Below are 21015 nucleotides of genomic sequence, written 5' to 3' on the forward strand. Positions count from 1 at the left end.
AAAGAGCGTTGCGGCCAGTGCTTTCGCTTCCTGCCGCGAGGTGGCGTATATTACGCTTTCCTCCTTCAGAGTCAACCACTTTTTCAGAAGTTTTCTCCGGCGATTCAGCTTCCTGAACCTTCTGAGCCGCTGGCCTGTAAGCCGTTGTGCCGTCTCAGTGGTTGCGCATTATAGGGAGGCGCCGCGGAAAGGCAAGCGTAAAAATGAACTTTTTTATCGTTCGCTCTATTTTTGCTCGCAACGCTGCTTTTTAGCGCTTTTTGATGCGCGAAGGCAGGTCAGCAAGGCTATCTATCACCCAATCTGCTGCATTTTCGCCCTCTTCCGTTACCGGCTTGCCGCTGCGCACTAATACCTTTGTGCCTACACCTGCCGCTTTACCTGCCAGCAGGTCATCAATTTTGTCGCCTACTATATAAGAAGCCGCCATATCGATATTCAGCTCTTTTTGGGCAGAGAGCAGCATGCCCGGCTGCGGCTTACGGCAGTCGCATTCCTGACGATACTCTTCCACTACGCCTTCCGGATGGTGAGGACAATAATAGATGCCGTCCAGGTCGACTTCGCGATCGGCCAGCGACCAGTCCATCCACTCCGTTAACTGCATAAAGGTATCTTCCGTAAAGAGGCCGCGAGCGATACCAGATTGGTTGGTGACCACCACCAGCGCGAAACCCATTTTTTTCAGTTCCTGCATCGCTTCGATAACGCCGTCGATAAACTGAAAGTTGTCGATCTCATGGACATAGCCGCGATCGATATTCATGGTACCGTCACGGTCGAGAAATATTGCGGGGACTTTGTTCGTCACGTGGAAACTCCTGCTACTAATGTTAAGACAGAGTATCGCACGTTTGTATCCGCAGAGAGAATGCCCCTTAAGCGCGCATTGATTGATTCAGACGTCTGGATGCCTTACCATCCACTCGCAGCTCTCTGCAGGAAAGTGCAGACGAATATTTGCCACGGCCCACTCTATTACGATAATAAAATGATAAAACTTCAAAATATCAGCAAAGTGTTCCGACAGGGCACCCGCACTATTACCGCGCTGACGGATGTCAGCCTGGAAGTGCCCGCCGGACAAATTTATGGCGTAATCGGCTCGTCCGGCGCCGGGAAAAGCACGCTTATCCGCTGCGTGAATCTGCTTGAGCGTCCTACCTCAGGCACGGTGTTAGTGGATAGCCAGGATTTAACCGCCTTTTCAGAAAGTCAGCTGACCCAGGCGCGCCGCCAAATCGGTATGATCTTCCAGCACTTTAACCTGCTGAACTCCCGTACCGTTGCGGGCAATGTCGCGCTGCCGCTGGAGCTGGGCAAGCTTTCCCGCAGCGAGATCGACTCGCGGGTTAACGAGCTGCTGGAACTGGTTGGTCTGGCGGATAAAAAGGACGCCTGGCCTGCCAATCTTTCCGGCGGACAAAAGCAGCGCGTCGCTATCGCCCGCGCGCTGGCCACCAATCCTAAAGTGCTGCTGTGCGACGAAGCCACCAGCGCCCTCGATCCGGCGACGACCAGAGCGATTCTGGAGCTGCTGAAAGATATCAACCGTCGCCTGGGGATCACTATCCTGCTAATCACCCATGAAATGGACGTGGTGAAACGCATCTGCGATCGCGTCGCCGTGATCAGCAACGGCAAGCTGATTGAACAGGACACGGTCAGCGAAGTCTTTTCTCATCCCAAGACGCCGCTGGCACAGCAGTTTATTCAGTCCACGCTGCATCTGGATATTCCGGAGGATTATGCCGCGCGGCTGTCGGCAACGGCGAAACCAGAAAGCGTCCCTTTATTACGCCTGGAATTTACCGGCAAGTCCGTAGATGCTCCGCTGCTGTCGGAAGCAGCCCGCCGTTTTAACGTTAACAACAATATTATCAGCGCGCAGATGGATTATGCAGGCGGCGTTAAGTTCGGCATTATGCTGACGGAAATGCACGGCGCAGCGGCTGATACGCAGACAGCAATCGCTTTTCTGCAGGAACACCATGTAAAGGTAGAGGTATTAGGTTATGTCTGAGGCAATGATTCTGCTGCTCTGCCGTGGCGTATGGGAAACGCTGGTCATGACTTTTGTTTCCGGTTTCTTTGGCTTCGTGCTCGGCCTGCCGCTTGGCGTGCTGCTGTACGTCACGCGTCCGGGCCAGATTATCGAAAACCGCGGGCTGTATCGCTTTTTATCCGCGCTGGTGAATATTTTCCGCGCCATTCCTTTTATTATCCTGCTGGTCTGGATGATCCCGTTTACCCGCATGATCGTCGGCACCTCGATTGGCTTACAGGCGGCTATCGTACCGTTAACCATCGGCGCCGCGCCTTTTATCGCGCGCATGGTAGAGAACACGCTGCTGGAGCTGCCGCATGGCCTGATTGAGGCCTCGCGGGCGATGGGCGCGACGCCGTTGCAGATCGTGAAAAAAGTGCTGCTGCCGGAAGCCCTTCCCGGCCTGATTAATGCGGCGACCATTACGCTTATCACCCTGGTCGGCTATTCGGCCATGGGCGGCGCCGTCGGCGCGGGCGGTTTGGGACAAATCGGTATTCAGTATGGTTATATCGGCTACAACGCCACCGTGATGAATACCGTATTGGTGCTGTTAGTGGTTCTGGTTTATTTGATTCAGTTCTGTGGCGACCGCATTGTTCGTGCTGTCACCCACAAGTAAATAACGCTTCTTACAGATTAAGGAAAGGATATGTTTAATTTTAAAACGATTGCCGCTGTGGGTGCGCTGATTGGTTCGCTGGCGCTGGTCGGGTGCGATCAGAAAGAGAAGGATCCTAACCATATTAAGGTCGGCGTGATTGTAGGTTCCGAGCAGCAGGTTGCCGAAGTCGCCAAAAAGGTCGCCAAAGATAAATATGGTCTGGATGTAGAGCTGGTCACCTTTAACGATTATGTCCTGCCGAACGAAGCGTTGAGCAAGGGCGATATCGACGTTAATGCTTTCCAGCACAAGCCTTATCTGGATCAGCAGATCAAAGATCGCAACTATAAGCTGGTGCCTGTTGGCAGTACCTTCGTTTATCCAATTGCAGGCTACTCGAAAAAGATCAAGTCGCTGGACGAGCTGCAGAATGGCGCGCAGGTTGCCATTCCGAACGATCCCACTAATCTTGGCCGCTCACTGCTGCTGCTGCAGAAAGTAGGTCTGATTAAGCTGAAAGACGGCATCGGCCTGCTGCCGACCGTGCTGGACGTGGTAGAAAACCCGAAAAACATTAAGCTGGTTGAGCTGGAAGCGCCGCAGCTGCCACGTTCACTGGACGATCAGCAAATTGCGCTGGCGGTGATCAACACTACCTATGCCAGCCAGATCAACCTGACGCCGGCCAAAGACGGCATCTTCGTTGAGGATAAAGATTCTCCTTACGTGAACCTGATCGTAGCGCGTGAAGATAACAAAGATGCTGAAAACGTGAAGAAATTCGTTGAAGCCTATCAGTCCGACGAAGTCAGCGAAGCGGCTAATAAGATTTTCAACGGCGGCGCGGTGAAAGGCTGGTAATTTCCTTTCAGTACCACACTATTCTGGCGGTCACCTGGCCGTCACCTCAGCAAAGCGGGCAACAGCCCGCTTTGTTCATTTATGCGCGCTTGTTATTTGCCGCCGGGCTTGCTTCAATAACGCCTCTTTTACCGACAATGAGGATGTTCCCATGCGTGTTGTACCGCTCTGTTTGTTAGCCCTTTCGCTGACAGGGTGTTCATTGCTGCATAAGCCTTATAAGCCCGTAGAGCCTTTTAAGCAGCCTGCACAAACTGAGCCAGTCAGGAGCAAACCCGCGCCGCGTCCCGCACCGGTAAAACTTTACAGCGACGCCAGCGATCTGGTCAGCAAGCCTTTCCGCGATCTGGGCGAAGTCTATGGCGAAGATTGCCAGAGCAGCAGACAAAGCTCGCCGCCGGCTATCGCCACCGCCCGTAAAAGAATGCAGATCCGCGCCTCCGCGATGAAAGCCAATGCGGTGCTGCTGCACAAGTGTGAAATCGTCACCAATTCCCAGGGCTGCTACCGCCAGGCGGTGTGCCAGGGTTCGGCCCTGAAAGTCAGCGGCCAATGAGTTTTACCTTCCAGCCAATTGGCACTATCCATTCGCCGTGGAAAGAGAAGTTCGCGGTTCCGCGTCAGCCAGGCCTGATCCAGGACGGCGGCGGCGAGCTGCGGCTGCTGTCGCCCTATAATCAGCCGGAAGCGGTGCGCGGGCTGGAAGCGTTCAGCCATCTGTGGCTGCTGTTTGTGTTTCACCAGACGATGGCAGGCGGCTGGCGACCCACCGTTCGCCCTCCCCGGCTGGGCGGCAATGCGCGCATGGGCGTCTTCGCCACCCGATCCACCTTTCGTCCCAACCCGATCGGCATGTCGCTGGTAGAGCTGAAGGGCATCCGGACGGGAAAAGGCGAAGTGGTGCTGGAACTGGGCAGTCTGGATCTGGTTGACGGCACGCCGATAGTGGATATCAAGCCCTACCTGCCTTTCGCCGAGTCGATCCCTGCCGCGCGCGCGGGTTTCGCGCAGGAGGCGCCGGAAGCCTCTATGCCGGTAGCGTTTTCGCCGCAGGCCGTCCAGCAGATCGCGCAGCACGGCGCGCGCTATCCGCATCTGCAACGTTTTATCGCCGAAGTGCTGGCCCAGGATCCGCGTCCGGCCTACCGCAAAGGCGAAGAGCCGGAACGGGAATACGCCGCCTGGCTGCTGGATTTCAACGTGCGCTGGCGCGTCGACGCCTCCGGCACGCTGGTGACCGCCGTAGAGCGTCGTTAATTTATCTTCTGTCTCTTTTGAGTCTCTGACCACGCTGGTACACTAGCCGCCAGCAATTATTTAGCCTGGCTTAATGTAGCTTTCTGCTTAACTGGAATCGTAACTCATGCGTACTACTCAATATCTGCTCTCCACCCAGAAGGAGACGCCTGCCGACGCTGAAGTGATCAGCCACCAGCTGATGCTGCGCGCCGGAATGATCCGCAAACTGGCTTCCGGGCTGTATACCTGGCTGCCAACCGGCCTGCGCGTTCTGAAAAAAGTCGAAAACATCGTGCGTGAAGAGATGAACAACGCCGGTGCTATCGAAATCTCTATGCCGGTCGTGCAGCCCGCCGATCTGTGGCAGGAAAGCGGACGCTGGGAGCAGTACGGACCGGAGCTGCTGCGCCTGGTCGATCGCGGCGACCGCCCTTTTGTACTTGGCCCGACGCACGAGGAAGTGATCACCGATCTGATCCGCAACGAGCTGAGCTCTTATAAGCAGCTACCGCTGAATCTTTTCCAGATCCAGACCAAGTTCCGCGATGAGGTACGCCCTCGCTTTGGCGTAATGCGCTCGCGCGAGTTCATCATGAAAGATGCCTATTCGTTCCATACTTCGCAGGAATCGCTGCAGGCGACCTACGATGATATGTATCGCGCTTACAGCCAGAGCTTTGCGCGCATGGGCCTGGATTTCCGCGCCGTGCAGGCCGATACCGGCTCCATCGGCGGCAGCGCCTCGCATGAGTTCCAGGTGCTGGCCGAGAGCGGCGAAGACGATATCGTGTTCTCTACCGGCTCCGACTACGCGGCGAATATCGAACTGGCCGAGGCCGTTGCGCCAGCCGGCAGCCGTGCAGACGCCACCCAGCCAATGGTGGAAATCGACACGCCGAACGCGAAAACCATCGCGGCGCTGGTTGAACAGCATAAGCTGCCGATTGAGAAGACCGTGAAGACGCTGCTGGTACAGGCAACCAAAGAGAGCGGCCATTCGCTGGTTGCGCTGATTGTGCGCGGCGACCATGAGCTTAACGAAATCAAAGCCGAAAAAATTGATATCGTCGCCGCGCCGCTGACCTTTGCAAGCGAAGAGGATATTCGCGCGGCAACGGGCGCAGGCCCTGGCTCCCTTGGCCCGGTCGGCCTGACGCTGCCAATCGTGGTTGACCGCACCGTCGCGATGATGAGCGATTTCTGCGCCGGCGCGAACCAGGACGGCAAGCACCTGACCGGCATCAACTGGCAGCGCGATCTGCCGCTGCCGCGCGTGGCCGATCTGCGCAACGTGGTGGAAGGCGACGCCAGCCCGGATGGAAAAGGCACGCTGCTGATCAAGCGCGGCATCGAAGTCGGTCATATCTTCCAGCTCGGCACCAAGTATTCCGAAGCGATGAAAGCCTCCGTGCAGGGCGAAGACGGCCGCAATCAGGTGCTGACCATGGGCTGTTACGGCATCGGCATCACGCGTATCGTGGCTGCCGCTATCGAGCAGAACCATGACGAGCGCGGCATTATCTGGCCTGCGGCGCTGGCGCCGTTCCAGGTGGCTATTCTGCCGATGAATATGCACAAATCCTTCCGCGTGAAGGAGCTGGCGGAAGAGCTGTACGCTCAGCTGCGCGCTAAAGGCATCGACGTGATCCTTGACGATCGCAAAGAGCGTCCTGGCGTGATGTTTGCCGATATGGAACTGATTGGCGTGCCGCATACCGTGGTGATCGGCGACCGTAATCTCGACAGCGAGGAAGTGGAGTACAAATCCCGCCGCGCGGGCGAGAAGCAGATGATTAAAACAGGCGAAATCCTGGATTTCCTGCTGGCCGAAATCAACAAGTAGTCGTCAGGCGGCGGGCGTTCTGTCCGCCGCTTCAGCTGCCCGTTTCTACCGGCGCCAGCCGATAGTTCAGCGTGGTCGATAGCGCTTCGCCGCTCGCGTCCGTCATCTCCAGCCCGCTGTCGCGCGGCCGAAAATAGCGCTTCTCTCCCTGATCCGATACCAGCACCAGTTTTTCCGCCGTGCGCGACCAGTGGCCCTGCTGCTGATTTTCAACGTGTTCGTCGGTCAGATAGCGCTCCTGCAAACGGTAGCGCCCGCCCTGCTCTAAAGAGAGCGTGACCTGGATGCCTCCACAGTCGGCGCAGGGAATAACGCCGCGATAGTTCTGCACCTGTGCCTCGCGCGGCTGCACCGTTGCCGCCGCATCGTAGTTCTGACAGCCCATCAGCGGGCCAAAGAACAGCGATATCACCAGAACAATCAGAACCTTTTTCACTTTCCCTCCTCTGTCATACGATCAGTCAGGCACGCGTCGCATTTTGCCGCGCAGCGATTTGGTGGTGGCTTTGCGCGCCTTGCCCTCCAGCCGCCGCTTTTTAGACGCCAGCGTGGGCCGCGTGGCCCGCCTTGTTTTTTCGACTACCGTCAGCTCCTGGATCAGGTTTTCCAGCCTTTTCAGCGCCGCTTCACGATTCATCTCCTGGCTGCGATACTCCTGCGCCTTGATAATCACTATCCCTTCCGGCGTAATCAGATGGTGACTGGCCGACAGCAGCCGCTCTTTATAAAACTCCGGCAGGCTGGAGGCGCGAATATCAAACCGTAAATGGATCGCCGTAGAGCTTTTATTCACGTTCTGACCGCCGTTCCCCTGCGCTCGGATAGCGGTTAACTCCAGCTCGCTATCGGGAATGGTCGCGTGGCGTGACAGGACGATCATGCCGGTTTACCGTCGAGCAGCCAGTCGGTAAAGCGCAGTTCCAGATGCTGCTGCTCGTCGGAAAGCCAGATGGTGCCGTCCTGAATGGTCGCCTGGAGCGTCATGGAGCGCGAGGCAAGCTGCGTCAGCGCCTTCAGCTGTTCATCATCCAGGAAACGCACGGTCAGATTCTCTTGCTGGAGCTTGCTCTGGTTTTGTAGCCACCAAATCTGCGCGGCGCGGGCGTTATAAGTATACAAGTATACGCGGGCTGCGCGATTGCACGCTTTTTTTAGCCGCCGCTCGTCCGGCAGCCCCAGCTCTATCCAGACCTCAATGCCGTTGTGATCGTTCATCAGCCAGATTTCCGGCTCGTCTTCCGCGCTCAGGCCGCGCGTAAAGGTCAGCCTTTCATGCGCGTTAACCAGCCACGCCAGCAGACGTAGCATCAACCTTTCTTCCGTTTCGGAAGGATGTCGGGCCAGCGTCAGCACGCTGTCCAGAAACACGTTTTTGTCCATATCGGCCACGTTGACGGTGGCTTTATAAATTGTCGCTTTAAGTGCCATGGTATTCCTTATAGTCGTTGTCGGGCATTGTAACCCGTGCGGGCAGCAAATCACGCTCCGCCTGGCTGATTTCCCGTGAAATCCTGTGTTATAGTCGTCAGGTCGCCAAAGAAAATTCTTGAGGTGCATGTGCAAAAGTATTGTGAATTAGTTCGTCGTAAATATGCTGAAATCGGCAGCGGCGATCTGGGATACGTGCCGGACGCGATAGCTTGCGTTTTAAAAGCACTGAATGAGGTAGCCGCAAATCCTGAGCTACACTCTTCAATCAGGGAACAGGCAGCTTTTGCTGCTGCTAACTTATTGGTGAGCGATTATGTTGACGAATGAATACCAACCGATCAACTGCGATGATTACGACAATCTGGAACTTGCCTGCCAGAAACAGCTGACGCTGGCGCTGGCGCTGAAGGACGGCGAGCAGTTGAAGGCAAAGGCCATAGATATGCTGTTGCGCAAGAAGGTGGAATACCTGGTCGTCGATCTCTCAGGCGAGATCCGCGAGCTGCGTCTGGATCATATCGCCAGTTTCAGCCACCCTGAACTGGGTACCGTCGTGGTCAGCGAGTCTGACTAACCCCCAATCGGGCGGAAGCTATTCCGCCCTCCGTCGTCAGGGCTTCAGGCCCGCATAGTAAGCCGCCAGATCCGCCATATCCTCATCGCTCAGTCCCGCTACGAAAGCTTTCATCACCTCTGCCTGGCCGCCGCTGCGCTCGCCTTTTTGATAGGCGTGGAGCGAGTGATCGAGATAGTCTGCATTCTGGCCCGCCAGATTGGGATACAGCGACACGGCGGCTTTGCCTGCGGCGCCGTGACAGCCCTGACAGCTGGCGGCTTTTTGCTGGCCGCTCTGCGCGTTGCCCGCCAGCGCGGGGAAACTGATCGCCAGCAGCAGCGCCGACGCGATTACTTTTTTCATTGCTCATCCTGTTGCCAGCTGATTTGCCAGCCGGGTTGCTCTTTCGGATCGCCTTCACGGGTAACAAAGACGCCCACGGCGGCAATCAGCTGATTGCCATAAAACAGCAGCGGCGTGCGCTCGCGCAGCCACGGGGCCACACCAAGCTCCTGCCAGATTTTTTTTATCGGCCGACTGCCCGCGCGTCCGACAATATGTATTTTCCCCTGCGCCTGGAAGCGCACGCTGACCGCCTCGTCAGCCTGCGGCACCCGCACTTTTGTGCCTGTGTCACCGCGTACCAGCCTGCCCATTTTAGCCGGCAGCGCCAGCGATAAAGACGTCAAAGGCCAGGCAAGCACCTCATCACGGACAGATACGGCGACCGGCAGCCAGTACAGGCGGCCGCGAAAGCGCCGGATTTCAACATTGCCCAACAGCAGGCGCGGCTCCGCATCTTCACGGCTACAGGCCACTTCCTGCCAGATACGCGCCAGCGCATCCCGCGAAGGCATCAGCCCCTGATGCTGCGCTATCCAGCGTCGCAGCAGCGCGGCGCGTCGGCTGTCGCTCATCGCGGCCAGCGGCGCTATCGCCAGCGCGCCCTTTTCATCCATTAGCGAACGGAGCGATTCAGCCAGCAGCTCATCCAGCAGCTGTTCCTGCTCGCCGCACAGGGCCGCGCTGCGCGCCGCCGCGCGGGCAAAATGAGGCCAGCGCGCGCTCAGTTCGGGCAGAATAACCTGACGCAGGAAATTACGGTCGTAGCGCGTATCCTGATTGCTGTCGTCCTCAACCCAGCTCAGCTGATGTTCTGCCGCCCACTGCTCCAGCTGCGCTCGCGTCTGCGTCAACAGCGGCCGCAGGTGCAGATGCGAATCAAGTCTGACGCTGACGGGCATAGCGGCCAGCCCGGCCGGCCCGCTGCCTCTTTTCAGCGCCAGCAGCAGCGTTTCGCACTGATCGTCCAGATGCTGCGCGGTCAACAGACATTCGCCGGGCTGAAGGTGCTGACGAAACGCCTGATAGCGCGCCTCGCGGGCAGCCGCCTCTATGCCTTTTTCCCGCCCGTCGACCTGCACATACACCACTTCCAGCGCCACCTGCCAGCGCGCGCACTGCTGCCGACAGTGCGTCGCCCAGCTTTCCGCCAGCGGATTAAGGCCGTGATGAATATGAATGGCGCGTAAAGTGAGGGCGAGCTGCTGACGCAGGCAGACCAGCTGGTGCAGCAGCACGCTGGAATCCAGGCCGCCGCTGAAGGCCACCAGCAGCTGCCGTTGTCCGGCAAGATGGTGTTGAAGATCGGACAGTGACATGCAAATCCCTGAAGCAAAAAGGCCCGGCCGACAGCGGCCAGGCGCTATTTTACGCCTGATACAGCTCCAGCGGCAAACCGTCCGGATCTTTAAAGAAGGTATAGCGCTTGTCGGTCAGCGGATCGACGCGGATCGCCTCGCAGCTGACGCCCTTCTCTTCAAGATGCTGCTTTGCCGCCTCGATATCCTCCACGCTGAACGCCAGATGGCGCAGGCCGCAGGCTTCCGGGCCGTCCGGCCGCGCAGGCGGAAAAGGAAACGAAAACAGTTCAATAGCGTACTCGCCGTTCAGCGCCAGATCGCCTTTCCAGGAATCCCGCGCTTCCCGATACACTTCACCCATCAGCGTAAAACCCAGCACGTCGCAATAGAAAGCCTTACTGGTTTCATAATGGCTGGCGATAATAGCGATATGGTGCACTTTCCTGATAAACATATCTTTCTCCTGAATAAAAGCTTCCGGCTACCTTACGCAGACCGGAAGCACAGGACAATGGCACAATTCCGGAACTACGCTTTCAGCACGCGAACCAGATACTGCCCTTCGTCGGTCAGGGTGGCGCCATGAATATCGGTTTCGAAACCGGGATAGTGACGACCGATGGTGCAGAGCATCAGCAGGAAGTCGAGCACCGCGCGGCTCTCTTCGGTGATCATCTCGCCCGGCATCACCACCGGCACGCCCGGCGGATAAGGCAGGATCATATTGGCCGATACTCGCCCGACTAATTTGCTGAGGTCTACCGTTTCCACATTGCCTTTCACCTGCTGCTGGAACATCTGGTGCGGCGTCAGCTTCATTTCCGGCAGCTTATCGAAGGCCTGAAGCATCAGCCTTGGCAAATCGTGATCGCGGATCAGATTATGAATGCCCTGGGCCAGCGTCTGAATGCGCATATTGCGATAAAACTCCGGCGCCTGCGCATAAAGATCCGGCAGCATGTTTCTGACCCGCAGATTAAGGTCGTAAGCGCGCTTGAACTCGGTCAGGCCGCGCAGCACGCTCATCGCCTTGGTTTTATCAATGCCGATGCTGAACAGGAACAGCAGATTGTAAGGCCCGGTTTTTTCCACCACCACGCCGCGCTCGTCGAGGTATTTCGCCACCAGCGCCGCCGGGATCCCTTCATCCGCCATCACGCCCTGCTCGCTCATGCCCGGCGTCAGGATCGTTACCTTAATAGGATCGAGGTACATATGATCGGCATCGGCATCGTTAAAGCCGTGCCAGTCCTCCTCGCCCGGCTGGATCGGCCAGCACTGCGGCTCGTCGACGCCTTCCGGCTGCCAGATATCGAAGAACCAGCCTTCGGATTCTTCTCGCAGCCGCTGAACTTCGCGCCGGAAATGCAGCGCGCGCTCTACGGAGCGATTAATCAGCCGCTTGCCCGGATTGCCGCGCAGCATCGCCGCCGCCGTTTCTATCGACGCCACGATGGGATAGTTCGGCGAGGTGGTGGTGTGCATCATATAGGCTTCATTAAAGGTTTGTTCGTCGTACTCCCCTTTAATATGGATCAGCGAGGCCTGCGAAAAAGCGGCCAGCAGCTTATGGGTGGACTGGGTTTCGTAGATGATCTTACCCGGCGTGCGGTCGCCGCTCATGCCGCTCAGCCCGTTATAGATAGGATGGAAATTGGTGTACGGCACCCAGGCGGAATCAAAGTGGATCGACGGCACGTCCAGCGTCTCTTTGATGTAGCGGGTGCTGTAGAGCAGCCCGTCATAGGTGGAATTAGTGATAACCGCGTGCACCGGCCAGCTGGCGCGTTCGGTCTGCTCCACCTTTTGCGCTATGCTCTCGCGGGTAAACTCCCGCTTAGGGATGCCGCCAAGAATGCCCAGCGCGTTGCGCGTTGGCTTCAGCCAGATGGGTACGATATCGCTCATCATCAGCAGGTGCGTTAAGGATTTATGGCAGTTGCGATCGATCAACACCGTGCTGCCCGACGGTGCGGCGTACATACCGACGATTTTGTTGGAGGTCGAGGTGCCGTTGGTCACCATATAGCTTTGCTCGGCGCCGAAGGTGCGGGCGACATACTCTTCCGCCTCCAGATGCGGGCCGGTGTGGTCAAGCAGCGAGCCCAGCTCCGTGACCGAAATCGACACGTCCGCTTTTAACGCGTTGCCGCCGAAGAAATCGTAAAACAAACTGCCGACCGGGCTTTTCTGAAACGCGGTGCCCGCCATATGGCCCGGCGTGCAGAAGGTATATTTCCCTTCTTTCACATAGGTGAACAGAGCCTTCGTCAGCGGTGGCGTAATGGTATCGATATATTCATCGGTGTACTGGCGGATACGCTGCCCGATATCTTCCGCCGCGCCCAGACCATATTCAAAAAACCAGATGGCCATGCGCATCTGATTAACGCTGACGTCCATCGTCGAGTGCGTATTAATAAACGCGTACAGCGGCAGATATTCATTCAGCTGATTTATTTCGCTGCACAGATCGAAGCCGTGCTCGTCCCAGTCGAAAATTACGCCGCAGATACGCGGATTGTGTTCAATCAGCTTGAGCAGATCGCCAGCGTCTTTAGGATAAATAGTTTGAAAACCCTGGGCGGCCAGCGCGCCATCCAGTTCGCGGATGGGTTCATCCTTATAGAACGCGTGGTGCGGTCCCATAATCGCGATAATATTCAATGCGGACTCCTTACAATAACGGCAAGGGGTAAGCATAGCGAAGTTGAACAGCGGAGGCAGAAAAATCGCCTCCGCCGGGGTTAGCTCCTGTCGCGCACCTCTTCGGAAGGCGCATTGGCCCGTACGGACTTAATGCCGTTCAGCGCGCCCTGCTTGCTGGCGTACATCTCGCTGGTGGCGATAATTTCATGATTGTTGGCGACCAGCACAAAATACCAGGGCTGATCCGTCTGCTTGTCTGATTTTCTTACTTCGTAGTGACCCATATTTCCCTCCTGTTTTTACTGTTCCTGACGCTATAACAAACAGCTTCGCTCACGGAATCAAGCCAAAACATTAGAAAAGTTGATCTGTTTAACTTTTTATTACGCAGAGAAAGTCGGAGAGACTGAATAAGAGGCGTGATGAGGCAGAATAAAAAAAGCCCGAAGCGAAAACGGTATTAATGTTTCCCTTCGGGCTGTAGCGAACGGTCAGGCGTTAGTCGACCTGCTTAACGTCCACGCGCAGTTCTTTCGGCACTTCAAACACGATATTCTCTTCACGGCCGATCAGCTCGATGGCCGCTTCGCCGCCCAGCTCGCGCAGACGCTGGATAACCTGCTGCACCAGAATATCCGGTGCGGAAGCGCCCGCCGTGACGCCCACGCAGCCGACGTCCTTGATCCAGGCTTCCTGGATATCGTCCGCCGAATCGATCAGCCGCGCCAGTTTGCCCGCGCGCTGGGCCAGCTCGGCCAGACGGTTGGAGTTGGAAGAGTTGCGTGAACCGACCACCAGCACCACGTCCGCATCCTTCGCCAGCGTGCGTACCGCTTCCTGACGGTTAGTGGTGGCGTAGCAGATATCATCTTTACGCGGCCCGACGATCTTCGGGAAGCGATCGCGCAGCGCGTCGATTACTTCGGAAGTGTCATCCACGGAAAGCGTGGTCTGGGTCATAAAGCAAAGGTTATCTTCGTTTTTGACCTGGAGCTTGTATACGTCCGCAGGCGACTCCACCAGATACATGCCGCCAGCCGGATTGCTGTACTGACCCATGGTGCCTTCCACTTCCGGGTGCCCGGCATGACCAATCAGGATCGCTTCCGTGCCCTTACGGCTGGCGCGCGCCACTTCCATATGCACCTTGGTCACCAGCGGACAGGTGGCGTCAAACAGCATGGTCAGGTTGCGCGCTTTGGCTTCCGCCCGCACCGCTTGAGAAACGCCGTGCGCGGAGAAGATCAGGATCGAGTCGTCCGGCACTTCGCTGATTTCTTCAATGAAGATAGCGCCGCGCTCGCGCAGGCTGTTAACCACGTAACGGTTGTGCACCACTTCATGCCGCACGTAGATAGGCGCGCCGTACATCTCCAGCGCGCGCTCTACGATGCTGATGGCGCGATCGACGCCGGCACAAAAGCCGCGTGGATTAGCCAGCAGGATTTGCATGGTTCGCCTCCAGTACCGGATCGATTTCCAGCACTTCTACATCAAAGTGAATCGTTTGTCCGGCCAGCGGATGGTTGAAGTCCACGGTAATCGAATCCCCGGAGATTTCGCGGATTACGCCCGGCATTTCGTTGCCGTCCATGCCGCTGAACAGCATGATGGCGCCGACTTCCGGTTCGCCCGCTTCCGTAAAGTCACGGCGCGAAAAATACTGGATCAGATCCGGGCTGGCCTGGCCGAAAGCGGCATCCGGGCCGAGCGAAAACGCTTTTTTGTCGCCGGGCTTCAGGCCCAGCAACTGCTCTTCCAGCTCGCCGGAAAGGCTGCCGTCGCCCAGGCTGAACAGCGCGGGCTTGCCGTTATCCCGCGTTGATTCCGCCGTGGAGCCGTCGGCGAGTTTTAAGGTGAAATGCACCAGCACCGCGCTGTTACGCTGTACAGAATCAGTCATGCCCTGCCCTTTTCGCTTTGCCGGCGGGCGTTAAAAAGCCCTCCAGCACGATCAGCGCGGCACCGATACAGATGCCGCAGTCTGCAATATTAAACGTGGCAAAATGCCAGTCGCCCACGTAGAAGTCGATAAAATCGACCACAAAGCCGTGGTAAGCGCGATCGAACAGATTGCCCAACGCGCCGCCAATAATCAGCGCGTAAGCGATATTGTTCAGCTTCTTGCTGGCTTCGGTGCGGTACATCATCACCAGCAGCGCGACGGCAATCGCCACCGCAATCGCGGCGAAGAACCAACGCTGCCAGCCGCCTTTATCCGCCAGGAAGCTGAACGCCGCACCGTAGTTGTGCGCGTAGAAAAAGTTAAAGAACGGCATCACCGACATCGACTCGTGCAGCATCAGCGTATTCATAATCCACTGCTTGCTGCCGAAGTCGACGGCGATCACCACCAGCACCAGCCACAGCCAGCGCAGTCCGGTCGAAAAAATCGGCCTGTTCATCAGGCGAACTTACGCTGTTCGCCAGCGCCGCTGACGTTGGTGACGCAGCGGCCACAGATTTGCGCTTCCCGATCGATATCGGTCGCGTAGTGCCAGCAGCGCGGGCACTTCTCGCCTTCCGCTTTATGCAGCGCGATCTTCAGGCCTTTTACCAGCTCGCTTTGCTGAGCTTCGGACGTGGCCAGCGCATAATCCGCGACCTGGGTGCCGGAAGTCAGCAGCACGAAACGCAGCTCGTCGCCCAGGCTGGTCAGCTTCTGCGCCAGGTCGGCGTCGGCATACAGCGTGACGGTCGCTTCCAGCGAGCCGCCCACGCGCTTGTCGGCGCGCGCCTGCTCAATGACCTTGTTGACTTCGCCGCGCACTTTCAGCAGCTCCGCCCAGAAACCATCGTTCATCGACTCGCTTTCCGCCAGACCAAACAGCCCGTCGAACCACTCTTCGGTAAAGACATACTTCTCACGTTTGCCCGGCAGCTCGTTCCAGATTTCATCCGCGGTAAACGACATGATCGGCGCCATCCAGCGCACCAGCGCTTCCGCGATGTAGTAGAGCGCGGTCTGGCAGCTGCGACGCGCCAGGCCGTCGGCTTTGGCGGTGTACTGACGGTCTTTGATGATATCCAGGTAGAAGGAGCCCATCTCAACCGAGCAGAACTGCATCAGACGCTGCACCACTTCGTGGAAGTCGTAGCTGTCGTAAGAGGCGACAATCGCATCCTGCGCGGCTTTCGCGCGGCCTACGGCCCAGCGATCCAGCACCACCATCTCTTCCGGGCTGACCATATCCGTTTCCGGGTTGAAGCCGTTCAGGTTAGCCAGCAGGAAGCGCGCGGTGTTACGGATACGACGATAGGCATCCGCAGAGCGCTTCAGGATTTCGTCCGATACTGCCATTTCGCCGGAGTAGTCGGTAGAAGCCACCCACAGGCGCAGAATATCGCCGCCCAGCTTGTTCATTACGTCCTGCGGCGACACGGTGTTGCCGATCGACTTGGACATCTTGCGGCCCTGACCGTCCACGGTAAAACCGTGCGTCAGCACCTGGCGATAAGGCGCCTTGCCTTTCATCGCCGTGGAAATCATCAGCGAGGACATAAACCAGCCGCGATGCTGATCCGAGCCTTCCAGATACATATCCGGCGTGTGGCCTTCAAATTCCGGACGCGCATCCACCACCGAGTAACTGGTGGAGCCGGAATCGAACCATACGTCCAGCGTATCCGGCACCTTGACGTAGTTTTCCGCGTCGTCGCCCATCAGCTCCTTCGCGTCCAGATCCCACCAGGCCTGGATGCCGTCCTGCTCGACGCGCTGCGCCACTTTTTCCATCAGCGCCAGCGTATCCGGATGCAGCTGCTCGGTTTCTTTATGCACGAACAGCGCCATCGGCACGCCCCAGGTGCGCTGGCGTGAAATACACCAGTCGGGACGGTTGGCAACCATAGATTCGATCCGCGCCTGGCCCCAGTCCGGGATCCACTGCACGCCTTTGATCTCTTTCAGCGACTGCTCGCGCAGGCCTTTCTGATCCATGCTGATAAACCACTGCGGCGTGGCGCGGAAAATGATGGGCGTTTTGTGACGCCAGCAGTGCGGATAGCTGTGCAGCAGTTTTTCCACGTGCAGCAGCGCGCCTTTTTCACGCAGCAGCTCAACGATCATATCGTTGGCTTTAAAGACGTTTACGCCATCCAGCGTCGGGTAAGTACCCGGCAGGTAGCGTCCATCCGGCCCGACCGGGTTGGCCGCTTCGATACCGTATTTCTGTCCGATAACGTAGTCGTCCGGGCCGTGGCCTGGTGCCGTATGCACCGCACCGGTACCCGCTTCCAGCGTTACGTGCTCGCCCAGCACCACCGGAGAAGTGATGTCGAGGAAAGGATGACGGAAAGGCTGCAGCTCCAGCGCCGCGCCTTTGGCTTCGCCCAGCACCTGCCAGTCGCTGACGCCGGCACGTTTCATCACGCTTGCCACCAGATCTTTCGCCAGGATCAGCGCGCGCCCTTCGATCTGCACCAGCTGGTAGTCAAATTCAGGGTGCAGAGAGATAGCGCGGTTAGCCGGCATGGTCCACGGCGTGGTGGTCCAGATAACCAGCGAGATCGGGCCTTCTACGCTGTCAGCGCCGAATTTAGCACGCACGGCGTCGGCATCTACCGCGTTGAACATCACGTCGATAGAAGGCGAGGTTTTGTCGTAGTACTCCACTTCTGCTTCCGCCAGCGCGGAGCGGCAGTCCAGGCACCAGTGCACCGGCTTGGCGCCTTTATGCAGGTGGCCGTTGCCGATGATTTTGCCCAGCGCGCGAATGATATTGGCTTCGGTCTGGAAATTCATCGTCAGGTAAGGACGATCCCAGTCGCCCAGCACGCCAAGACGGATAAAGTCTTTTTTCTGGCCTTCAACCTGCTCTGCCGCATAGTTACGGCACGCCTCGCGGAATTCAGCCGCCGTGACCTTCTCGCCCGGCTTGCCGATCATCTGCTCGACCTTGTGTTCGATAGGCAGACCGTGGCAGTCCCAGCCCGGCACATAAGGCGAATCGAAGCCCGCCAGGCCTTTGGACTTAACGATAATGTCTTTCAGAATCTTGTTGACGGAGTGACCAATATGAATGCTGCCGTTCGCGTAGGGAGGGCCGTCATGCAGGATAAAGGTTTTTTTCCCTTTTTTGGCTTCGCGGATGATGCCGTACAGATTGTCAGCATACCAACGTTGCAGCATTCCCGGTTCGCGTTTGGCCAGATCGCCACGCATCGGGAACCCCGTTTCCGGCAAATTCAGGGTAGATTTATAGTCACTCATCAGATTCTCGATTCCGTATTCCGCTTCTGTTTAAACCGGTGCGCTCAGCCCAAAAAAAGTTCGGGCCGCCACCACGTCTTTAGCAATTTGCTCTTTGAGCGCGTCAAGCGAGGAAAAACGCTGCTCGTTTCGTATTTTTTCGCACAGCACCACTTCTATATGGCGCCCGTACAGGTCAATTGCAACGTCCAGCAGATGCACTTCCAGCTGCTGACGTATGCCCGCTACCGTGGGGCGCGTGCCGATATTGGCGACGCCGGGCAGCGGCTTGTCGCCCAGGCCGCGGACCTCGACGGCATACACGCCTTTTACCGGCGAAACATAGCGTCTTAACGGCAGGTTAGCGGTGGGAAAGCCGATGGTGCGGCCCAGCGCGTCGCCGTGCACTACGCGGCCGGAGATGCTGAAAGGGTGCCCCAGAAGCGTGGCCGCCAGCGGCAGATTGTCTTCCGCCAGCGCCTGGCGCACCGCCGTGCTGCTGATGCGCTTGCCGTCGTCGCAAAAAGTCTGGGTGCTGATAACGTCAAAACCGTAGTCGGCGCCCGCTTTCTGTAATAACAGGAAATCCCCTTCGCGACCAGCGCCAAAGCGGAAATCGTCGCCGACCGCCAGCAACCGTACGCCCAGCTTATCGACCAGCAGATCGGCGACAAAACTGTGTGCCGACAGCGCGGCAAAGCGTCGGTCGAAACGCAGGCAAAGCACCGCGTCCACGCCCGCCTCGTCCAGGTAGCGAAGTTTTTCGCGCAGTCGCGTCAGCCGCGCAGGCGCTTTATCGGCCGCAAACAGTTCCAGCGGCTGCGGCTCGAACAGCATCACCACCACCGGTAAATTACGTTTACGCCCTTCCTCGCGCAGCCGGGACAGTAGCGCCTGATGGCCGCGATGTACGCCATCGAAATTGCCAATGGTGAGAACGCAGCCGCGATGCTGCTCCCGGAGGTTATGTATGCCGCGGATAAACTTCATGGCTGGCTCAGGTTCGTGGAAATCGGCGGATTATACCAACTACCACCAGGAAGGTTAACCCGCGAATGCGCCTTTACCGCGTTAATGCGGGCTTTTTCTGTCGCGGCTGACGGGCGATACCATTTTTCTTGTGAATAAGCTGTATTCATCGCCATGAAGCTGGTAGAATCTTGCGCCATCGAAACGTAACCAGGTGTCGTTGTTTCAGCGGCGCTTATTTGCACAAATCCATTGACAACCACGGGCTAAAGAGGCATATTCCTCGGCCTTTGAATTGTCCTCATAGAACTATTTGGGAGTTGGACCTTGGCTAATATCAAATCAGCTAAGAAACGCGCCGTAACGTCTGAGAAGCGTCGTAAGCACAACGCTAGCCGTCGTTCAATGTTGCGTACTTTTATCAAGAAGGTATACGCGGCTATCGCTACTGGCGATAAAGCAGCTGCGCAGACTGCATTTAATGAAATGCAGCCTATTGTGGACCGTCAGGCAGCTAAAGGCCTGATCCACAAAAACAAAGCGGCACGTCATAAAGCAAACCTGACTGCTCAGATCAACAAACTGGCTTAATCGCCCGTCTGTTAATCAGCTTTGATAAAGAAACCTGCTCAGGCAGGTTTTTTTATGCCCGGCGTTTGGCTCCGGGCTTTTTTATGTCCGCCATTCGGCCCCGGCCTGAGTTTGCCGCCTCCTGAACGCCGGCCTTAGCCGCAAGAGACAACGGCAAGCGGTGAGCCTGCCGTCGTCCTCAATCAGCGCAGCTTGATACGCAGCAGCGTATAGCCTACCAGCGCAGAAACAATCGAGCCGGTAAGAATACCCAGCTTCGCCAGCGTCACCATCTCCTCATGCTGCGCATCGAAAGCCAGCGAGGCGATAAATATCGACATGGTAAAGCCAATCCCGCACAGCACGCCGATGGCGCAAATATCCTGCATACGCGTGTTTTCCGGCAGCGCCGCGATGCGCAGCCTGACGGCCAGCCAGCAGATTAGCGTGATACCTAACGGTTTGCCGATAAACAACCCTAAAATAATGCCCAGCGGCACGGCGGAGAACAAACCGTCCAGCGAGACGCCGCTCAGCGAAACGCCGGCATTGGCGAAGGCAAACAGCGGCAGGATCAGCCAGCTGACCCAGGGCGCAAGCCCGTGAGCCAGGTGGATAGCCGGAGAATGGCCGTTCTGTTTCTCCAGCGGCACAAAGAAGCCGACAATCACGCCGGCCAGCGTGGCGTGCACGCCCGACTTCAGCACCGCTACCCACAGCACCATGCCAACCAGCATATAAATAGCGATATTACGCACGCCCAGCCGGTTCAGTAACGCCAGCACCACGATAGCCCCGGCGGCCACGCCAAGCGAAGCCAGCGACAGATCCTGCGTATAAAAGAAGGCGATGATCAGGATAGCGCCCAGGTCATCAATCACCGCCAGCGCCATAAGAAACATTTTCAACGCTGGCGGCACGCGGCTGCCCAGCAGCGCCAGAATACCCAAAGCAAAAGCGATATCCGTGGCGGTAGGAATAGCCCAGCCGTGAACGGCCAGCGGATCGTTATGATTGAGCAGGGCAAAAATCGCGCCGGGCGCGATCATGCCGCCAATAGCCGCAATCAGCGGGAACATGGCCCGTTCACGCGTGGCCAGCGAGCCGGAAACCAGCTCGTGTTTGACTTCCAGCCCAATCATCAAAAAGAACAGCGCCATCAACGCATCGTTGATCCACAGCAGCAGATTTTTGCTGATATCCAGCGAGCCAAAACGGAATTCCACCGGCATGGCAAGAAGAGACTGGTAGGCTTGTTGGGTGCCGGCCGAATTGGCCAGATACATAGCGATAGCGGCAGCGATAATCAATACCACGCCGCCGGTTGCTTCATTATTGAGTAATCGCTTAATCGCGGATTTCATTGCAATCTTTCCTGATAAACAAATCGTGCGGCCTGACAGCATACGCGT

The 21015-nt window shown here is 57.3% G+C and carries 24 protein-coding genes; 9 read left to right on the forward strand and 15 right to left on the reverse strand.

Translation table 11 applies throughout. The features are described 5' to 3' along the window. Positions 1-250 precede the first annotated feature (250 nt). Positions 251-811: a D-glycero-beta-D-manno-heptose 1,7-bisphosphate 7-phosphatase gene (gmhB, locus tag AB3U87_RS06015; RefSeq protein WP_253455360.1), complete on the reverse strand. Its 561-nt coding sequence runs from the start codon at positions 809-811 to the stop codon at positions 251-253. A gap of 180 nt (positions 812-991) precedes the next feature. On the opposite strand from gmhB, the gene metN reads away from it, so the two are divergent. The 6 genes from metN to proS all read left to right on the forward strand — a co-directional run bounded on the left by metN (position 992) and on the right by proS (position 6594). After that, complete coding sequence (metN, locus tag AB3U87_RS06020; protein ID WP_253455361.1) at positions 992-2023, forward strand: methionine ABC transporter ATP-binding protein MetN; 1032 nt, start codon at positions 992-994, stop codon at positions 2021-2023. Beyond that, positions 2016-2669: a methionine ABC transporter permease MetI gene (locus AB3U87_RS06025; RefSeq protein ID WP_125290540.1), complete on the forward strand. Its 654-nt coding sequence runs from the start codon at positions 2016-2018 to the stop codon at positions 2667-2669. Before metN ends, AB3U87_RS06025 begins: the two co-directional genes overlap by 8 nt. 30 nt (positions 2670-2699) lie before the next feature. Then, positions 2700-3512: a MetQ/NlpA family lipoprotein gene (locus tag AB3U87_RS06030; protein WP_253455363.1), complete on the forward strand. Its 813-nt coding sequence runs from the start codon at positions 2700-2702 to the stop codon at positions 3510-3512. A 151-nt stretch (positions 3513-3663) separates the two neighbouring features. Continuing rightward, a complete protein-coding gene (gene rcsF, locus AB3U87_RS06035) occupies positions 3664-4068 on the forward strand; it encodes an Rcs stress response system protein RcsF (RefSeq protein ID WP_253455364.1) in 405 nt (134 codons plus the stop codon). After that, a complete protein-coding gene (gene tsaA, locus AB3U87_RS06040) occupies positions 4065-4769 on the forward strand; it encodes a tRNA (N6-threonylcarbamoyladenosine(37)-N6)-methyltransferase TrmO (RefSeq protein ID WP_301252449.1) in 705 nt (234 codons plus the stop codon). Before rcsF ends, tsaA begins: the two co-directional genes overlap by 4 nt. A 106-nt stretch (positions 4770-4875) precedes the next feature. Further along, positions 4876-6594 carry a proline--tRNA ligase gene (gene proS / locus AB3U87_RS06045; protein WP_253455366.1) on the forward strand — a complete coding sequence of 573 codons (1719 nt, stop codon included), beginning with the start codon at positions 4876-4878 and terminating at the stop codon, positions 6592-6594. 31 nt (positions 6595-6625) lie between these two features. Here the strand turns inward: proS and AB3U87_RS06050 are convergent, their stop codons facing one another. The 3 genes from AB3U87_RS06050 to AB3U87_RS06060 are packed head-to-tail and all read right to left on the reverse strand — an operon-like array spanning position 6626 to position 8022. Continuing rightward, the gene (locus AB3U87_RS06050) at positions 6626-7030 is read right to left on the reverse strand and encodes a copper resistance protein NlpE N-terminal domain-containing protein (RefSeq protein WP_301252447.1); all 405 of its coding nucleotides are present in this window, start codon (positions 7028-7030) and stop codon (positions 6626-6628) included. Between the two features lie 21 nt (positions 7031-7051). After that, on the reverse strand, positions 7052-7474 hold the full coding sequence (gene arfB, locus AB3U87_RS06055; RefSeq protein ID WP_253455368.1) for an alternative ribosome rescue aminoacyl-tRNA hydrolase ArfB: 423 nt from the start codon (positions 7472-7474) through the stop codon (positions 7052-7054). Then, entirely contained in the window at positions 7471-8022 is a 552-nt protein-coding gene (locus tag AB3U87_RS06060) for a YaeQ family protein (RefSeq protein WP_394148698.1), read from the reverse strand. The genes arfB and AB3U87_RS06060 overlap by 4 nt, the downstream gene beginning before the upstream one ends. 129 nt (positions 8023-8151) lie before the next feature. Here AB3U87_RS06060 and AB3U87_RS06065 point away from each other — a divergent pair, with 129 nt between their 5' ends. After that, positions 8152-8352, forward strand: a complete 201-nt coding sequence (locus AB3U87_RS06065) for a YaeP family protein (protein ID WP_125290532.1) — start codon at positions 8152-8154, stop codon at positions 8350-8352. Beyond that, positions 8339-8599 (forward strand): Rho-binding antiterminator, encoded by a 261-nt coding sequence (gene rof, locus AB3U87_RS06070; RefSeq protein WP_301289610.1) that lies wholly within the window; start codon positions 8339-8341, stop codon positions 8597-8599. Before AB3U87_RS06065 ends, rof begins: the two co-directional genes overlap by 14 nt. 36 nt (positions 8600-8635) lie before the next feature. On the opposite strand, the gene AB3U87_RS06075 is transcribed toward rof, so the two are convergent. The 10 genes from AB3U87_RS06075 to ribF form a co-directional block, all read right to left on the reverse strand. Beyond that, on the reverse strand, positions 8636-8944 hold the full coding sequence (locus AB3U87_RS06075; protein ID WP_253455370.1) for a c-type cytochrome: 309 nt from the start codon (positions 8942-8944) through the stop codon (positions 8636-8638). Then, on the reverse strand, positions 8941-10242 hold the full coding sequence (gene tilS / locus AB3U87_RS06080) for a tRNA lysidine(34) synthetase TilS (RefSeq protein ID WP_394148699.1): 1302 nt from the start codon (positions 10240-10242) through the stop codon (positions 8941-8943). The genes AB3U87_RS06075 and tilS overlap by 4 nt, the downstream gene beginning before the upstream one ends. A gap of 49 nt (positions 10243-10291) precedes the next feature. Next, on the reverse strand, positions 10292-10678 hold the full coding sequence (locus AB3U87_RS06085) for a VOC family protein (protein ID WP_125290528.1): 387 nt from the start codon (positions 10676-10678) through the stop codon (positions 10292-10294). A gap of 74 nt (positions 10679-10752) precedes the next feature. Next, the gene (locus AB3U87_RS06090; RefSeq protein ID WP_394148700.1) at positions 10753-12891 is read right to left on the reverse strand and encodes a lysine decarboxylase LdcC; all 2139 of its coding nucleotides are present in this window, start codon (positions 12889-12891) and stop codon (positions 10753-10755) included. Positions 12892-12971: 80 nt separating this feature from the next. Further along, positions 12972-13157: a YegP family protein gene (locus AB3U87_RS06095; RefSeq protein ID WP_125290526.1), complete on the reverse strand. Its 186-nt coding sequence runs from the start codon at positions 13155-13157 to the stop codon at positions 12972-12974. A gap of 214 nt (positions 13158-13371) precedes the next feature. Beyond that, complete coding sequence (gene ispH / locus AB3U87_RS06100; protein WP_253455373.1) at positions 13372-14325, reverse strand: 4-hydroxy-3-methylbut-2-enyl diphosphate reductase; 954 nt, start codon at positions 14323-14325, stop codon at positions 13372-13374. Next, positions 14306-14776 carry an FKBP-type peptidyl-prolyl cis-trans isomerase gene (gene fkpB / locus AB3U87_RS06105; protein WP_253455374.1) on the reverse strand — a complete coding sequence of 157 codons (471 nt, stop codon included), beginning with the start codon at positions 14774-14776 and terminating at the stop codon, positions 14306-14308. Before fkpB ends, ispH begins: the two co-directional genes overlap by 20 nt. Beyond that, positions 14769-15278, reverse strand: coding sequence for a signal peptidase II (lspA, locus tag AB3U87_RS06110; protein ID WP_253455375.1), 510 nt, complete (start codon positions 15276-15278; stop codon positions 14769-14771). The genes fkpB and lspA overlap by 8 nt, the downstream gene beginning before the upstream one ends. Next, positions 15278-18085, reverse strand: coding sequence for an isoleucine--tRNA ligase (gene ileS / locus AB3U87_RS06115; protein WP_301252443.1), 2808 nt, complete (start codon positions 18083-18085; stop codon positions 15278-15280). The genes lspA and ileS overlap by 1 nt, the downstream gene beginning before the upstream one ends. 30 nt (positions 18086-18115) lie before the next feature. Then, positions 18116-19054 (reverse strand): bifunctional riboflavin kinase/FAD synthetase, encoded by a 939-nt coding sequence (ribF, locus tag AB3U87_RS06120; protein ID WP_253455377.1) that lies wholly within the window; start codon positions 19052-19054, stop codon positions 18116-18118. A 306-nt stretch (positions 19055-19360) separates the two neighbouring features. On the opposite strand from ribF, the gene rpsT reads away from it, so the two are divergent. Continuing rightward, positions 19361-19624, forward strand: coding sequence for a 30S ribosomal protein S20 (rpsT, locus tag AB3U87_RS06125; protein WP_125290520.1), 264 nt, complete (start codon positions 19361-19363; stop codon positions 19622-19624). Positions 19625-19806: 182 nt separating this feature from the next. On the opposite strand, the gene nhaA is transcribed toward rpsT, so the two are convergent. Continuing rightward, positions 19807-20967 (reverse strand): Na+/H+ antiporter NhaA, encoded by a 1161-nt coding sequence (nhaA, locus tag AB3U87_RS06130; protein ID WP_253455378.1) that lies wholly within the window; start codon positions 20965-20967, stop codon positions 19807-19809. Between the last annotated feature and the right edge of the window lie 48 nt (positions 20968-21015).

The sequence above is a fragment of the Erwinia plantamica genome, assembly GCF_043420595.1.
GTDB classification, from domain to species: Bacteria; Pseudomonadota; Gammaproteobacteria; order Enterobacterales; family Enterobacteriaceae; genus Erwinia; species Erwinia aeris.

What these genes read in the sequence shown, in the direction of transcription:
- fkpB (WP_253455374.1), bottom strand. Translation starts at nt 14,776, where the DNA reads ATGACTGATTCTGTACAGCGTAACAGCGCGGTGCTGGTGCATTTCACC.
- ribF (WP_253455377.1), bottom strand. Translation starts at nt 19,054, where the DNA reads ATGAAGTTTATCCGCGGCATACATAACCTCCGGGAGCAGCATCGCGGC.
- rcsF (WP_253455364.1), top strand. Translation starts at nt 3,664, where the DNA reads ATGCGTGTTGTACCGCTCTGTTTGTTAGCCCTTTCGCTGACAGGGTGT.
- nhaA (WP_253455378.1), bottom strand. Translation starts at nt 20,967, where the DNA reads ATGAAATCCGCGATTAAGCGATTACTCAATAATGAAGCAACCGGCGGC.
- tsaA (WP_301252449.1), top strand. Translation starts at nt 4,065, where the DNA reads ATGAGTTTTACCTTCCAGCCAATTGGCACTATCCATTCGCCGTGGAAA.
- metN (WP_253455361.1), top strand. Translation starts at nt 992, where the DNA reads ATGATAAAACTTCAAAATATCAGCAAAGTGTTCCGACAGGGCACCCGC.
- rof (WP_301289610.1), top strand. Translation starts at nt 8,339, where the DNA reads ATGTTGACGAATGAATACCAACCGATCAACTGCGATGATTACGACAAT.
- lspA (WP_253455375.1), bottom strand. Translation starts at nt 15,278, where the DNA reads ATGAACAGGCCGATTTTTTCGACCGGACTGCGCTGGCTGTGGCTGGTG.
- ileS (WP_301252443.1), bottom strand. Translation starts at nt 18,085, where the DNA reads ATGAGTGACTATAAATCTACCCTGAATTTGCCGGAAACGGGGTTCCCG.
- ispH (WP_253455373.1), bottom strand. Translation starts at nt 14,325, where the DNA reads ATGCAAATCCTGCTGGCTAATCCACGCGGCTTTTGTGCCGGCGTCGAT.
- AB3U87_RS06060 (WP_394148698.1), bottom strand. Translation starts at nt 8,022, where the DNA reads ATGGCACTTAAAGCGACAATTTATAAAGCCACCGTCAACGTGGCCGAT.
- tilS (WP_394148699.1), bottom strand. Translation starts at nt 10,242, where the DNA reads ATGTCACTGTCCGATCTTCAACACCATCTTGCCGGACAACGGCAGCTG.
- arfB (WP_253455368.1), bottom strand. Translation starts at nt 7,474, where the DNA reads ATGATCGTCCTGTCACGCCACGCGACCATTCCCGATAGCGAGCTGGAG.
- AB3U87_RS06085 (WP_125290528.1), bottom strand. Translation starts at nt 10,678, where the DNA reads ATGTTTATCAGGAAAGTGCACCATATCGCTATTATCGCCAGCCATTAT.
- AB3U87_RS06030 (WP_253455363.1), top strand. Translation starts at nt 2,700, where the DNA reads ATGTTTAATTTTAAAACGATTGCCGCTGTGGGTGCGCTGATTGGTTCG.
- AB3U87_RS06075 (WP_253455370.1), bottom strand. Translation starts at nt 8,944, where the DNA reads ATGAAAAAAGTAATCGCGTCGGCGCTGCTGCTGGCGATCAGTTTCCCC.
- proS (WP_253455366.1), top strand. Translation starts at nt 4,876, where the DNA reads ATGCGTACTACTCAATATCTGCTCTCCACCCAGAAGGAGACGCCTGCC.
- AB3U87_RS06025 (WP_125290540.1), top strand. Translation starts at nt 2,016, where the DNA reads ATGTCTGAGGCAATGATTCTGCTGCTCTGCCGTGGCGTATGGGAAACG.
- AB3U87_RS06095 (WP_125290526.1), bottom strand. Translation starts at nt 13,157, where the DNA reads ATGGGTCACTACGAAGTAAGAAAATCAGACAAGCAGACGGATCAGCCC.